The following is a 14,361-nucleotide window of genomic DNA, read 5'->3' as shown; positions in this document are numbered from 1 at the left end:
AGGGGATGGTTTTCGTCAGTGGGGAGGCAGGCGTTCCAGGCCGGCAAACGGGCACGCGGCAAGCAGGTCCTTGAGCAAGCGTCCGTCGGCCAGGCGCAGGTCGCTGGGTGCCAGTTCCGCCAGGGGATACAGCACGAAGGCCCGGGCCTGCATGTGGTAGTGGGGGACCTTGAGGCGGGGCTCGTCGATCAGGCGATCGCCGAACAGCAGGATGTCCAGGTCCAAGGTGCGCGGGCCCCAACGCTCCAGGCGTTCGCGACCTTGCCCGGTCTCGATGGCTTGCAGCGCATCGAGCAGGTCCAGCGGCGCCAGTCGGCTGTCCAATGCCGCGACCGCGTTGGTGTAGCGCGGCTGGCCGGGTAGCAGGGAATCGCTTTGATAGAACGCTGAAACGCCCGCCAGCTGGGTGTCGGGCAGTTGCGCCAGCGCCTGGACGGCACTGCGCAATTGTTCGGCGGGTTCGGCCAGGTTGCTGCCCAGGCCGATGTAGATGCGCTCCATCGATTACTCGCCCGAAGCGCTCGGTACACCCGCGCGTTTACGCTTGGCGCCGCTGCTACGGCGACGCTTGCGCGGGCCACTGGCGCCGTCGTCCTTGCCGCTGAGCTCACGAATCATGTCGCGGCGCTCGCTCTCGTTGGCGTCCTGATAATCAGTCCACCATTCACCCAGGCCATCGGTCTGCTCGCCAGCGCCTTCGCGCAACAGCAGGAAGTCGTAGCCGGCGCGAAAACGTGGGTTGTCCAGCAACAGGTCGGCCCGTTTGCCGCTGCGCCGTGGCAGGCGCTCCTGCATGTCCCAGATCTCGCGGATCGGCATCGTGAAGCGTTTTGGAATGGCGATGCGCTGGCACTGTTCGCTGATCAGCTCGTGGGCGGCTTCCTGCATCGCCGGGATCGGCGGCATGCCACGTTCTTGCAGACGCAGGACCCGGGCCGGCAGGGCAGGCCAGAGCAGGGCGGCGAACAGGAAGGCCGGGGTCACCGGCTTGTTCTGCTTGATGCGCAGGTCGGTGTTGATCAGCGCATCGCTGATCAGGGTGTGGGTGTAGGTCGGGTTGTGCTCCAGCGCCTCGGCGCTGGCCGGGAACAGCGGGTCGAACAGTTGCAGGTCCACCAGCATCTCGAAGGTGTCCGCCGCGTTGCCCGACAGGAACAGCTTGAGCACTTCTTCGAACAGGCGCGCCGAAGGAATTTCCCGCAGCATCGGCGCCAGTTCGCGAATCGGCGCGGCGCTGTGTTTTTCGATGCCGAAATCCAGCTTGGCCGCGAACCGTACGGCCCGCAGCATCCGCACCGGGTCTTCCTGATAGCGCTGCTTTGGATCGCCAATCAGGCGGATCAGGCGATTGCGGATGTCATGCACGCCGTTGGCGTAATCGAGGATGCGCTCGCTGACCGGATCGTAATACAGGGCGTTGATGGTGAAGTCGCGGCGTTGCGCGTCTTCTTCCAGCGTGCCGTAGACGTTATCGCGCAGGATGCGCCCGCTTTCGTTGCGAGAAGACTGGTTGCTGTCTTCTTCTTCATCGTTTTGCGGGTGGTTGGCGCGGAATGTCGCCACTTCGATGATTTCGCGACCGAAGTGGATGTGGACCAGCTTGAAGCGCCGACCAATGATCCGCGCATTGCGAAATTCGGCCCGTATCTGTTCCGGCGTGGCGCTGGTGGCGACGTCGAAATCCTTGGGCGTGATGTTGAGCAGCATGTCGCGCACGCAGCCACCGACCAGGTAAGCCTGGTAACCGGCGTTCTGCAGGCGTTCGACGATGTTCACCGCATAACGGCTGAACTGGGCCTTTTGCAGGGAATGCTGGCCGCTGTTGAGCACTTCAGGCGTGCTGCGAATGTGTTGCGTACGACGCAAGGGAGAACGGAATGACTGGAACAGCTTCTTCAGCATGGGATGCACTGTTTGAAGGAATATTCGGCCAAAAACGAAGAATGACCGCATGATGGGCGGGGATTCTAGCATTTAGTCGAGGGATGGTGTAGGACGCAGCACTTTTGAGCTGCAAGCCGCAAGCGACAAGCTTTGTAGGCTTCAAGGAAGGGAAACGACAGAAACCACAAGGGGAGCCGAAGCTCCCCCAGAATTAGTTACGTGCTCTATTTTTATTATTGGTTTCGGGCTTCTTGTTTTTGTTGAGTGCCCGCGCCACGAGGTTTTCCCTTCGTGACCCTCCCAATCGGGAGCCAAGAGCAAACGGATTGCTTTGGTCGCTGTGTTGCAGTGATCAATCGATCCAACCAGTTCAGGCACCTGTCTTGAGACAGTTTTTTATTGTTCTCGGCCTGGTTGTGGGGCAAGCCCCAAATACAACGCCTCTCCAAAAGAATCAGTTAGCTGCGCCTCTCGCCGTCTTGTTTTTATTGTGCGTGAGTCGATTCGTCTTATTTTTATTGTCTTGTGCATTGCTTGTTATTGTTCTTGTACCAAAGCTATAGCAGGGTGCGTGCCAACTTTTGCAAATCCCCGGAAAACCGGGGCTTCTAAGCTTATAGCGGTTTTTTCGGGGCGAAAAAAAGCCGGGGTTTCGTTACCGTAAACCCCGGCCTCTGTTACGTGAAAAAGCTGAGGTAACAGTTTTTTCACATTGGGCGGTGTTACCCGCGCACCTCTCAGCTTTCGCTGGCCACGCCGGTCTTGCGTCGCGGAATGCCCAGGCGCTGGCGGCGTTCCCACAGGCATTTGCGGCTCACACCCAGCTTGCGCGCCAGTTCGGTCTCGGTCATGTGGTCCTGGTGTTCGAGGACGAAATGCTGGAAGTAGTCTTCCAGTGACAGGTCTTCGGTGGGCTCGTGGCTGGTGTTGTTGGCCGCGCCCTGTTGCGGGGCCAGGCCGATGAATTCCTCATCGTCAAGCTCGCTGAGCTCGATGTCGATGCCCAGCAGGTCGGCGGAGATTTCCGGGCTCTCGCACAGGATCACCGCCCGCTCGACTGCGTTTTCCAGCTCGCGGACGTTCCCCGGCCAGGCGTAATGACGAATCGCCTGCTCGGCGTCCGGGGCGAATTTCAGGTCGGTGCGGTTGACCCGAGCGCTCTGGCGAGCGAGGAAGGCGTTGGCGATTTCGTTGACGTCCGCGCCACGTTCGCGCAGGGCCGGCAGCTTCAAGGCGATGACGTGCAGGCGGTAATACAAGTCTTCACGGAACTGGCCGATCTTCGCCAGGCTCTTGAGGTCACGGTGGGTGGCCGCGATCAGGCGTACGTCGACCTTCTGTGACTGCACCGAGCCGACGCGGCGGATTTCGCCTTCCTGAAGCACGCGCAGCAAGCGTGCCTGGGCTTCCAGCGGCAGTTCGCCGATTTCATCGAGGAACAGCGTGCCACCGTCCGCCGCTTCCACCAGCCCGGCGCGCCCGGCGCTGGCGCCAGTAAATGCGCCTTTCTCGTGGCCGAACAGCTCGGACTCGATCAGGCTTTCCGGGATTGCCGCACAGTTCACCGAGATCATCGGCGCCTTGGCCCGGCGAGAGAGGTTATGCAGCGCCCGGGCCACCAGTTCCTTACCGGTACCGGACTCGCCCTGGACCAGGACATTGGAGTCGGTTGGCGCCACTTTGCGGATCTTGCTGTACAGATCCTGCATGGGCGGGCAGGAGCCGATGATGCCGATTTCCCCGTTATGGTTGCTGGCGCCGGCTTTTGCCGCGGCCGAAGCCTTGCCGACGGGTTCCACGGCGTTGCCAGTCGCCGTCTGTCGGTCGCGCAGGATGCGGGCCACGGCCTGGAGCATCTCGTCGTGATCGAAGGGTTTGGCGATGTAGTCCACGGCGCCCATTTTCATGGAGTCGACCGCCGAACGCAGGCTGGCGTAACTGGTCATGATCAGCACCGGCGTGCCCTGGCCGAGCTTGATCAGCTCGGTGCCGGGGGCGCCGGGCAGACGCAGGTCGCTGACGATGAGGTCAAACGTGGGGATGCTGAAACGCTCTTGTGCTTCCTGCACTGAACCGGCTTCGCTGACCTGGTACTGGTTGCGTTCCAGCAGGCGGCGCAAGGCGGAGCGGATAATTGTTTCGTCTTCGACGATCAAAATGTGCGGCATTGATTCGATTCTCTCGACGGTCTCAGTTCACAGCGGACGTCGCTTCGACATGACGCGGCAAGGTGACCCGGATACGGGTGCCGCGTTGGCTTTGTACATCGGCCGGGCTGTCGATGGTGATTTGTCCATAATGCTCTTCAACGATGGAATAGACCAGTGCGAGGCCCAGACCGGTGCCTTCGCCAGGATCCTTGGTGGTGAAGAAGGGTTCGAACAATCGATCCATGATGTTCTGTGGGATACCGCTGCCTTCGTCTTCGACGATCAGGTCGATCGTGTGCTCGAAGGCTTCGCTCTTGACTCGCACCGCGCTGCCGGCCGGTGAGGCGTCACGCGCGTTGGACAACAAGTTGATCAACACCTGGGCGAGCCGCTGGGGATCGCCGTCGACCCAGTGATCCGGATCGCACAGGTTGAAAAATTGCACTTCGAAATTGCGCCGGTTGAGTGCCAGCAGACCAATGGCATCCTGGGCGACTTCGGCCAGACAGACGGGCTCATCGTTATGTTGATGACCGCCAGCATGGGCGAAGCTCATCAGCGACTGGACAATGCGCGACACGCGCTTGGTCTGTTCGAGGATCTGGCCGCTGATTTCGGTCAGCTCGCCGTCATCTTCGCGCTCTTCGCGCAGGTTCTGCGCCAGGCAGGCGATGCCGGTGATCGGGTTGCCGATTTCGTGGGCCACCCCGGCGGCCAGCCGGCCGATGCTCGCCAGGCGTTCGGAGTGGACCAGTTTGTCTTCGAGCATCTGGGTGTCGGTCAGGTCTTCCACCAATAACACCAGGCCACTGTTACCCGGCGCCAGTGGCTCGTCGATCGCCGCCTTGTGCAGGTTCAACCAGCGCGTCTGGCCGTCGAGGGCCAGGTGTTGCTTGTGCAAGTGCTCGTCCGGCAGGTCGATGAAGCCTTGCAGCAAGCCTTTCCACGGTTCGCCCAATGTGCTCAGGCGTGAGCCGACCACCCGTTGGGCGGCGATGCCGGTCAGCTCTTCCATGGCCTTGTTCCACATCAGGATTTCCTGATCCTTGGCCAGGGAACACACGCCCATCGGGAGTTCTTGCAGGGTCTGGCGGTGATAACGGCGCAGGGCGTCCAGTTCGGCGGCCAGGCCAGTGAGGCGCGAGTGGTAGTCCTCGAGGCGGCTTTCGATGAAGTGGATGTCTTCGGTGACATAGTTCTCGCCGCCGGCCTTGTAGGGCAGGAATGTCTCGACCATGTCCTGGGCCACGCTGGGGCCCATCAAGCCCGACAGGTTGGCTTCGATCCGGTCCCGCAGGCGGCGCAAGGCGTAGGGGCGGCGCTCATCGAAAGGTAGATAAAGGTCGCGCAGGGCCTGTTCGACTTCCTTTTGCGCGGCCTTGGCGCCCAGGGGCTTGGCCAGTTGCGTGGCGAACTCCTGGGGCGAGGCGGCGTGCAGCTCGCGGCGCTGCGGGCGGCGGACGTTGTCTACCGCACAGGCTTCGGCGGCGCTGACCTCCTCGCTGCTGGCGTTGGTGAAGAGCGAAATCAGGGTGAACATCAACACGTTCGCCGCCAGGGAGGCGATGGCTGCCATGTGCCAACTGGTGTCGTCGAGCACGTAAATCATGTTGAGCAGCGGAATGTAGAAGCCCTGCAAGTTGCCCACCAGCGGCAACAGCATGGCGACCAGCCACACCAGGATCCCTGCCAGCAGGCCAGCGATGAAACCGCGGCGGTTGGCGGTCGGCCAATACAGCACCGACAACACGCCGGGCAGGAACTGCAGGGTAGCGACGAAGGCGACGATGCCCAGGTTGGCCAGGTCCTGGCCCTCGCCCAGCATCAAGTAGAAGCCGTAGCCAGCCATGATGATGGCGACGATCAGCGCCCGCCGGGTCCATTTCAGCCAGCGATAGATATTGCCCTCGGCCGGCGGCTGGTAGAGCGGCAGCACCAAATGGTTGAGCGCCATGCCCGACAGCGCCAACGTGGTGACGATGATCAGCCCGCTGGCCGCCGACAGGCCACCGACATAAGCCAGCAACGCCAAGGCTTTGCTGTTGGCGGCGATGCCGATGCCCAGGGTGAAGTATTCCGGATTGGTGCTGGCCCCCAGTTTCAAACCCGCCCACAGGATCAGCGGCACCGCCAGGCTCATCAGCAACAGGAACAGCGGCAGGCCCCAGCTCGCGCTGACCAGCGAACGCGGGTTGAGGTTTTCGGTAAAGGTCATGTGGTACATGTGCGGCATCACGATCGCCGAGGCGAAGAACACCAGCAACAGTGTGCGCCACGGGCCTTCCTGCAAGGGCGTGTGCAGGGCGGCGAGGGCGGTCTGGTTCTGCAGCAACCACACTTCCAACTGTTGCGGACCATCGAACACCCCGTAAAGGGCATAGAGGCCGACTCCGCCGATGGCGATCAGCTTGATCACCGATTCGAAGGCGATGGCGAACACCAGGCCTTCGTGTTTTTCCCGCGTGGCGATGTGCCGGGAACCAAAAAAAATCGTGAAGAGGATGATCAGCACGCAGAAACTCAGCGCCACCCGGTGCTGCACGGGTTCTCGGGTCAGGATGCTGATGGAATCGGCCACGGCCTGGATTTGCAGGGCCAGCAACGGCAATACGCCGACCAGCATGAAGATGGTGGTCAGTGCGCCGGCCCAGGTGCTGCGGAAACGAAAGGCGAACAGGTCGGCCAGGGACGACAGTTGGTAGGTGCGGGTGATTTTCAGGATCGGGTAGAGCAATACCGGCGCCAGCAGGAACGCGCCCGAGACACCGAGGTAACTGGACAGGAAACCATAGCCGTACTGATAGGCCAGCCCGACCGTGCCATAGAACGCCCACGCGCTGGCATAGACGCCCAGCGAGAGGGTGTAGGTCAGCGGGTGGCGGATGATCGCCCGGGGGATCATGCCTCGTTCGCTGATCCAGGCCACGCCGAACAGCACCGCCAGGTAGGCGGCGCTGATCAGGATCATCTGGGTCAGGCTAAAGCTCATCGGCATCTTTTTGGCTCTGCAGGATGAAGGTCACGACGATCAGGATCAGCCAGAGCAGATACGGCCGATACCAGGCACCCGTGGCGTCGATCCACCAATCCATGATGGCCGGGGAGAACAGGTAAATCCCCACTACCAGGAGCAGGACCAAGCGATAGATGTACATCCCGGTCTCTCTTTAATTAAGCGCGTGCCCGAAAACGTGCGGCGATGGTAACGGATGGGCGCCAAGCTGCAAGGGCCGTCAACGTATTTGCGCTTCAGGCAGGGTCAGTGTGCGCGGGATCTTGGCCGCCTCCCAGTGGCGAATCCCCCAATCCAGCAATTCTCGCGGGCTGGCGTCGACCAACTCGAAGCCTGGTTGCTGGCCCAAGGCGCGCAGCGCCCGCAACAACAGCGGCGTGGCCTGCTCGGCCGCCAGCGGTGGCGAGCGATAGGATTTGCCCAGTTTGTGCCCGTCGGGCTGGGTGATCAACGGCACGTGCAGGTAACGCGGTTGTGGCAATCCGAGCAGCTCTTGCAGGTAGAGCTGGCGCGGCGTGGAGTCCAGCAGGTCGGCGCCGCGCACGATATCGGTGACCCCTTGCCAGGCGTCGTCCAGCACCACGGCCAGTTGATAAGCGTGGAGCCCGTCGCGACGGCGAATCACAAAGTCACCGACTTCACGGCCCAGGTGCTGGCGAAACTCGCCCTGGACCCGATCGGCAAAGTGGTACACCAGCTCAGGAACGCGCAGGCGAATGGCGGCGTTTTCAATGCCATGCCCGGCGTTGCGACACAATCCGGGGTAAATGCCCTGGTACGTCTCCAATTGTTTACGCGAGCAGGTGCACGCATAGGCCAGGCCCTGGCTGAGCAGCCGGTTGATGACCTGGTCGTAGGCCTCATGGCGCTCGCTCTGGCGGACCATTTCGCCGTCCCATTCAAACCCGTAGCTTTCCAGCGCCCGGAGGATCGCTGCTTGTGCGCCGGGTTCTTCCCGTGGCGGGTCGAGGTCTTCCATGCGCAGCAACCAGCGCCCGCCCACGGCCCGGGCATCCAGGTACGACGCCAGCGCGGCGACCAGCGAGCCGAAGTGCAGGTGGCCGCTGGGCGTGGGGGCGAAGCGGCCGATGTAGGGGGTGGTGGGCGTCATGGGAAGAATGTTACTGGGTCCGGTCTGGCGGGAACATATATGGGGCGATCACTATGCCCCTTGTGGGAGCGGGCTTGCTCACGAAAGCGGTGTGTCAGCTGAGATATAGGTTGAATGTTTCATCGCCTTCGCGAGCAAGCCCGCTCCCACAGGGTTTTGTCAGGCTTGGAGGAAGTTTCAGAAACAAAAAACGGAGCGTGTGAACGCTCCGTTTTTGTGACAGCCCAGGCCGTTACTTGCCGACCTGTTTTTCCTTGATTTCCGCCAGGGTCTTGCAGTCGACACACATATCGGCGGTTGGACGTGCTTCCAGTCGCTTGATGCCGATCTCGACGCCGCAGGACTCGCACCAACCGTATTCTTCGTCTTCGATCAGTTGCAAGGTCTTGTCGATTTTCTTGATGAGCTTGCGCTCACGGTCACGGGCGCGCAGTTCCAGGCTGAATTCTTCTTCCTGGCTGGCACGGTCGGCCGGGTCAGGGAAGTTGGCCGCGTCGTCTTTCATGTGATCCACGGTGCGGTCGACTTCCTGCATCAAGTCCTGTTTCCACTTATTCAGGATCTTGGTGAAGTGCGCGCGCATGGGGGCGCCCATGTACTCTTCGCCAGCTTTCGGGACGTAAGGCTCAAACCCGCTGAGCGTCTGATTTTGATTCTGCTTTGCTTGGGTGGGCATGAATGGACCGCCTCTACTCTTGTAATCCACTACGCAGGATTGCTCCATCACCGACACCTGCCGGCCCTGCGGCTGCAAGCGGGCGAACTTACCAGATCAAATCGGGCCGCGCTACTCCCGGTTGTCGAGCCTGCGGCGGCCGGGGCTTTGTAAAGCGTGGTCGGGTTCGGTTCGGTGCAGATGTAATCCTGCTCAATGCTTGATTCTAGTCAAGCCTGGGCCAATCGCTGGAGTCATTTCCAGTAATCCGAGGGCTCTGACCGCTTGAGGTTCGCGCTCGTTCCGCAGTTGTTTCTGACTTGGGCGCAGAGTTGGGTAGAATCGGTTCTTTTTCACCTGAAGGAAGGCCAATGGCTCAGCCCTACAGTGCGCGCAGCCGCGCCATCGAACCTTTCCATGTGATGGCGCTGCTGGCCCGTGCCAATGAATTGCAGGCCGCGGGGCATGACGTCATCCACCTGGAGATCGGCGAGCCGGACTTCACCACGGCCGAGCCGATCATCCAGGCCGGCCAGGCGGCGCTGGCGGCGGGCAAGACCCGCTACACCGCCGCCCGTGGCATTCCCGAATTGCGCGAAGCCATCGCCGGCTTTTATGCCCAGCGCTACGGGGTGGACCTCGATCCACGGCGTATCCTGGTCACCCCGGGTGGATCCGGCGCGTTGCTGCTGGCCAGCGCCTTGCTGGTGGACCCGGGCAAGCACTGGTTGTTGGCCGACCCTGGCTATCCGTGTAACCGTCACTTCCTGCGCTTGGTAGAGGGCGCGGCGCAATTGGTACCAGTGGGCCCTGACGTGCGCTATCAACTGACGCCGGACCTGGTGGACCGCCATTGGGACCAGGACAGCGTCGGCGCATTGGTGGCGTCGCCGGCCAACCCGACCGGGACAATCCTCACCCGGGACGAGTTGGCCGGATTGTCCAAGGCCATCAAGCGGCACAACGGCCATCTGGTGGTGGATGAGATCTACCACGGCTTGACCTACGGCACCGACGCCGCCAGCGTGCTGGAAGTCGACGACGATGCCTTTGTCCTTAACAGTTTTTCCAAGTATTTCGGCATGACCGGCTGGCGGCTTGGCTGGCTGGTGGCCCCTTCTGCGGCCGTGGGCGAGCTGGAAAAACTCGCGCAGAACCTCTACATCAGTGCGCCGAGCATGGCCCAGTACGCGGCCCTGGCCTGTTTCGAACCCGCCACCATCGAAATCTTCGAGCAACGTCGGGCCGAGTTCGCGCTGCGGCGCGACTTTCTGCTGCCTGCCCTGCGTGAGTTGGGCTTCGGTATCGCGGTAGAGCCGGAAGGGGCGTTTTACCTCTACGCCGATATCAGCGCCTTCGGCGGCGATGCCTTTGCGTTCTGCCAGCATTTCCTGGAAACCGAACACGTGGCTTTCACGCCGGGTTTGGATTTCGGGCGCTACCAGGCCGGCCACCATGTGCGGTTTGCCTATACCCAGAGCCTGCCGCGGCTTCAGCAAGCGGTGGAGCGAATCGAGCGCGGACTGCGGAGCTGGCAAGGCTGATGCTTTTCTCCCCTGCTTTGGAAGAAGGTCGGCTGATTCGACGCTACAAGCGTTTTCTCGCCGATATCGAAACCGTTCATGGCGAATTGCTGACTATTCACTGCCCGAACACCGGTTCGATGCTCAATTGCATGGCCGAAGGCGCACGCGTCTGGTTCAGTCGCTCCAGCGACCCCAAGCGCAAGCTACCCGGCACCTGGGAAATCGGCGAAACCCCGCAGGGACGGCTCGCCTGCATCAATACCGCGCGGGCCAATGCCCTGATCGAAGAGGCTCTGCGCGCCGGGGTCATCAGCGAATTGAACGGGTTTACCGGGCTCAAGCGTGAAGTGGCCTATGGTCAGGAAAACAGCCGTATCGATTTCAGGCTGGACTACGAAAACAGCTCGGCCTGGGTCGAAGTCAAAAGCGTCACGCTGGGTTTTGATGGCACGGATGTGGCGGCATTTCCCGATGCCGTGACCCTGCGCGGGGCCAAGCATCTGCGCGAACTCGCCTGCCTGGCCCGGGAAGGTGTGCGGGCGGTGCAGCTGTATTGCGTGAATCTGAGCGGCATCGAGGCGGTGCGCCCGGCGCAGGAAATCGACCCGTTGTACGCGGCGGCCTTGCGCGATGCGGTGGCGGCGGGGGTGGAGGTGCTGGCCTATGGCGTCACGCTGACGGCCGAGCAGATGTGGGTGGATCGTCCGTTGCCGGTGTTGCTCGAACCACTACAGCTGCACCCAGATCCCTTGTTCGTCCTCCCGGCTGTCTAACGCCGCCAGGAACTGACCGGCGCAGGGGCCGGCCACGCATTCGCCGCTTTCGATCAGAAACAGTGCGCCGTGGGTGGCGCACTGGATCAGGCTGGCGCTGGGGTCGAGAAATTGGTCGGGTTGCCATTCCAATGGCACGCCGCGGTGCGGGCAACGGTTGAGGTAGGCATAAACCTGGCCCGCGCGACGCACCGCCAGCACCTTGCGCCCATCGATGTCGAAACCGCGACTGCCGTTGTCGGGCAATTGGGCGGCGGTACAAAGGAACTTCATGTGTGTCTCGATATTGGTCGGAGTCAATCCACTGTGGGAGCGAGCTTGCTCGCGATGACGAGGGTACCTTCAACATCTCGGTGACTGACACGTCGCTATCGCGAGCAAGCTCGCTCCACAGGGTTTCGTGTGGCTGAAGGTTCATGCTTGACGGCTAAATGAAAACAATTATCAAATGGCGCCACCTTCGCAGGGGTTGAGGATACTTGGCCAGGCGGGTCCATGCTCGACCCTGTGGAAAACTTCTTCGAGGAAGCTGCCTGATGCGCCTGAATATCCGCGTTGTTGCGTTCTGTGTCGCACTGCTGACGAACCAAGGGGCCACTGCGGCCGATTTGCCACAACGCTGGGTCAGTGCCGGCGGCGCAATATCGGAATGGGTCAGCGCCTTGGGTGGCGAGTCGAAACTGGTGGGCGTGGACACCACCAGCCAGCATCCACAATCCTTGCGAGCCCTGCCCAGTATCGGTTATCAGCGACAGCTGTCGGCGGAGGGTGTGCTGAGCCTGCGCCCGCAGATCCTGGTGGGCACTGAAGAAATGGGGCCGCCGCCGGTGTTGTCGCAGATCCGCAGCGCCGGGGTGCAGGTTGAATTGTTCTCGGCCACACCGGATCTGCTGACCCTCCAGGGCAATTTACGGCACCTGGGGCAGTTGCTGGGAGCCGAGGCCGAGGCGGCGCAGTTGTTCGACCGCTATCAAAAACAGCTCGCCGAGCAAAATGCCCGGGTGACCGAGGCCCAGCGCAAACAAAAGGCGCCCGGCGTACTGCTGTTGGTGGGCAGCTCTGGCGGCAAGTCACTGGTCGCGGGCAAGGGCACTGCCGCCGACTGGCTGTTGCAGCAGGCCGGTGGTCACAACCTGGCGACCCACAGCGGTTACAAGCCGTTTTCAGTGGAGACCCTGGCGAGCCTGAATCCCGAAGTATTGGTCTTCGCCGACCGCGCCTTAAGCGGTGAGGAAGCGCGGGCGGCCTTGTTCAAGGAAAATCCGATCCTCTCATCGACCCGGGCCGCCACTGCTGGGCGTGTCATCGAACTCGACCCGACGCTGCTGGTAGGCGGCTTGGGCCCGCGGTTGCCGCAAAGCCTGGCGCAATTGACGGCCGGGTTCTATCCGACCCCGTCGGCCAAGGCACCATGACCCGGTTGGTCAAGCCGCGCAGCTTGTTCATCGGCCTGAGTGTGCTGTGTCTGCTGGCGATCTGGCTGTCCCTGGCCCTGGGGCCGGTGAGCTTGCCGTTGTTCGATACCCTGCGCGCCGCGTTGCGCCTGTTGGGCCTGCCGGTGGCCGCCGATGGCCTGGAGCAGGCCGAACTGATCCTTGGCCAGATTCGTCTGCCGCGCACCTTGCTGGGGCTGGCGGTGGGCGGGGTGTTGGCGTTGTCTGGCGTGGCGATGCAGGGGCTGTTCCGCAACCCCCTGGCCGATCCGGGCCTGGTGGGGGTTTCCGCTGGCGCGGCGTTGGGCGCGGCCTTCGCCATTGTGGGCGGTTCGGCGTTGGGTGGATTGCCCGAAGCCTTTGGTCCCTATGTGCTGTCGTTGTGTGCATTTCTCGGTGGGCTCGGGGTCGCGGCGCTGGTCTATCGCCTCGGTCGACGCAACGGCCAGACCCATGTCGCGACCATGCTCCTGGCCGGTATTGCCCTGACTGCGTTGTCCGGCTCGGCCGTCGGCCTGCTCACTTACCTGGCGGACGATGCAACCTTGCGCACCCTGACGTTCTGGAACCTGGGCAGTCTCAACGGCGCCAGCTATGCGCGGTTGTGGCCGCTGTTGCTGGTCAGCGCCGGGGTGGCGCTCTGGTTGCCACGACGAGGCCGGGCGCTCAATGCATTGTTGTTGGGAGAGTCCGAGGCGGCCCATCTGGGCATCGACGTCGAAGGCCTCAAGCGGGAGTTGGTGCTGTGCACGGCCTTGGGCGTTGGCGCGGCGGTGGCGGCAGCGGGCATGATTGGTTTTGTCGGGCTGGTGGTACCCCATCTGGTGCGGCTGGTGGCGGGCCCCGACCATCGTGTCCTGCTGCCAGCTTCAGTGCTGGCGGGGGCGAGCCTGCTGCTGTTCGCCGACCTGGTGGCACGCCTGGCAATGGCGCCGGCGGAGCTGCCGATCGGCATCATCACGGCCTTTATCGGGGCGCCGTTCTTTCTTTATCTGTTGCTGCGAGGGCGCGCCTGATGTTGCGAGCGCAGAACCTGCACATTCACCGTGGCCGCCAAACCGTGCTGGCGGATGTCGATCTGGTGCTCCAACCCGGCGAAGTGCTTGGGGTGCTTGGGCCCAATGGTGCCGGTAAAAGTACCTTGTTGGCGGGCCTGTGCGGCGAGTTGCGCCCGGCCCAGGGAGAGGTCTGGCTCGATGATCGGCCGCTGGCGCAATGGAATGGTGCCGAGCGCGCCCGTCGCCTGGCGGTGTTGCCGCAGTCTTCGACCCTGGATTTTGCCTTCCGTGTCGAGGAGGTGGTCGGCATGGGGCGCCTGCCTCATCAGAGCGGACGGGCGCGCGATGAACAAATCGTCGCGTCGGCGTTGCAAACCGCAGATGCGGCGCACCTGCACGGGCGCAGTTACCTGGCTTTATCGGGGGGCGAGCGTCAACGCGTGCATTTGGCGCGGGTACTCGCGCAGTTGTGGCCGGGCGAGGCCGGGCAAACCTTGTTACTGGACGAGCCGACCTCGATGCTCGATCCGCTGCATCAGCACACCATCCTGCAGGCGGTGCGTGAATTCGCTGATCGCGGCGCCGCGGTGCTGGTGATCCTGCATGACCTGAACCTGGCGGCGCGTTACTGTGACCGCCTGTTGCTGCTCGCGTCCGGTCGCCCGATGGCCCTGGACACGCCCCAACAAGTGCTGCGCCCGGAGCCGCTCAAAGCGGTGTTTGGCCTGGAGGTGCTGGTGCAACCCCATCCGGAGCGCGGCCATCCATTGATCATCGCCCGTTGAGGGTACCTTGAGGATGTAGATGTGCGCCTGATC

At 62.5% G+C, this 14,361-nt stretch carries 13 protein-coding genes; 5 read left to right on the top strand and 8 right to left on the bottom strand.

Annotation, left to right across the window (positions count from 1 at the left end):
• Positions 1–15: 15 nt before the first annotated feature.
• From folK to dksA, 7 genes are all read right to left on the bottom strand, one after another.
• Complete coding sequence (gene folK, locus LOY70_RS25255) at positions 16–501, bottom strand: 2-amino-4-hydroxy-6-hydroxymethyldihydropteridine diphosphokinase (RefSeq protein ID WP_265030328.1); 486 nt, start codon at positions 499–501, stop codon at positions 16–18.
• A gap of 3 nt (positions 502–504) precedes the next feature.
• Positions 505–1,902 (bottom strand): polynucleotide adenylyltransferase PcnB, encoded by a 1,398-nt coding sequence (locus LOY70_RS25250; protein WP_185045976.1) that lies wholly within the window; start codon positions 1,900–1,902, stop codon positions 505–507.
• A gap of 719 nt (positions 1,903–2,621) precedes the next feature.
• Positions 2,622–4,052 (bottom strand): sigma-54-dependent transcriptional regulator, encoded by a 1,431-nt coding sequence (locus LOY70_RS25245; RefSeq protein WP_265030327.1) that lies wholly within the window; start codon positions 4,050–4,052, stop codon positions 2,622–2,624.
• Positions 4,053–4,074: 22 nt separating this feature from the next.
• Positions 4,075–7,029, bottom strand: a complete 2,955-nt coding sequence (locus tag LOY70_RS25240; RefSeq protein WP_265030326.1) for a sensor histidine kinase — start codon at positions 7,027–7,029, stop codon at positions 4,075–4,077.
• On the bottom strand, positions 7,013–7,189 hold the full coding sequence (locus LOY70_RS25235; protein WP_003176118.1) for a hypothetical protein: 177 nt from the start codon (positions 7,187–7,189) through the stop codon (positions 7,013–7,015). The genes LOY70_RS25240 and LOY70_RS25235 overlap by 17 nt, the downstream gene beginning before the upstream one ends.
• A gap of 78 nt (positions 7,190–7,267) precedes the next feature.
• A complete protein-coding gene (gene gluQRS, locus LOY70_RS25230; protein WP_265030325.1) occupies positions 7,268–8,158 on the bottom strand; it encodes a tRNA glutamyl-Q(34) synthetase GluQRS in 891 nt (296 codons plus the stop codon).
• 232 nt (positions 8,159–8,390) lie between these two features.
• The gene (gene dksA, locus LOY70_RS25225) at positions 8,391–8,834 is read right to left on the bottom strand and encodes an RNA polymerase-binding protein DksA (protein ID WP_123344891.1); all 444 of its coding nucleotides are present in this window, start codon (positions 8,832–8,834) and stop codon (positions 8,391–8,393) included.
• A gap of 350 nt (positions 8,835–9,184) precedes the next feature.
• Between dksA and LOY70_RS25220 the strand changes: the two genes are divergently transcribed.
• A complete protein-coding gene (locus LOY70_RS25220; RefSeq protein ID WP_123415360.1) occupies positions 9,185–10,357 on the top strand; it encodes a pyridoxal phosphate-dependent aminotransferase in 1,173 nt (390 codons plus the stop codon).
• Positions 10,357–11,112 (top strand): DNA/RNA nuclease SfsA, encoded by a 756-nt coding sequence (gene sfsA / locus LOY70_RS25215; protein WP_123344893.1) that lies wholly within the window; start codon positions 10,357–10,359, stop codon positions 11,110–11,112. The genes LOY70_RS25220 and sfsA overlap by 1 nt, the downstream gene beginning before the upstream one ends.
• Here the strand turns inward: sfsA and LOY70_RS25210 are convergent.
• Positions 11,068–11,385 carry a Rieske (2Fe-2S) protein gene (locus LOY70_RS25210; RefSeq protein ID WP_025215506.1) on the bottom strand — a complete coding sequence of 106 codons (318 nt, stop codon included), beginning with the start codon at positions 11,383–11,385 and terminating at the stop codon, positions 11,068–11,070. The two genes, sfsA and LOY70_RS25210, sit on opposite strands and share 45 nt — an antisense overlap.
• Before the next feature lie 263 nt (positions 11,386–11,648).
• Between LOY70_RS25210 and LOY70_RS25205 the strand changes: the two genes are divergently transcribed.
• The 3 genes from LOY70_RS25205 to LOY70_RS25195 are packed head-to-tail and all read left to right on the top strand — an operon-like array spanning position 11,649 to position 14,328.
• Positions 11,649–12,527, top strand: coding sequence for a heme/hemin ABC transporter substrate-binding protein (locus LOY70_RS25205; protein ID WP_265030324.1), 879 nt, complete (start codon positions 11,649–11,651; stop codon positions 12,525–12,527).
• 50 nt (positions 12,528–12,577) lie between these two features.
• Positions 12,578–13,561, top strand: coding sequence for a FecCD family ABC transporter permease (locus LOY70_RS25200; RefSeq protein WP_265038190.1), 984 nt, complete (start codon positions 12,578–12,580; stop codon positions 13,559–13,561).
• The gene (locus tag LOY70_RS25195) at positions 13,561–14,328 is read left to right on the top strand and encodes a heme ABC transporter ATP-binding protein (protein ID WP_265030323.1); all 768 of its coding nucleotides are present in this window, start codon (positions 13,561–13,563) and stop codon (positions 14,326–14,328) included. The genes LOY70_RS25200 and LOY70_RS25195 overlap by 1 nt, the downstream gene beginning before the upstream one ends.
• Positions 14,329–14,361 lie beyond the last annotated feature (33 nt).

The sequence above is a fragment of the Pseudomonas sp. B21-054 genome, from assembly GCF_026016345.1.
Lineage (GTDB): Bacteria > Pseudomonadota > Gammaproteobacteria > Pseudomonadales > Pseudomonadaceae > Aquipseudomonas.
Note: the sequence above shows the minus strand (reverse complement) of the source record. Positions and strands in the feature narration are given on the sequence as shown.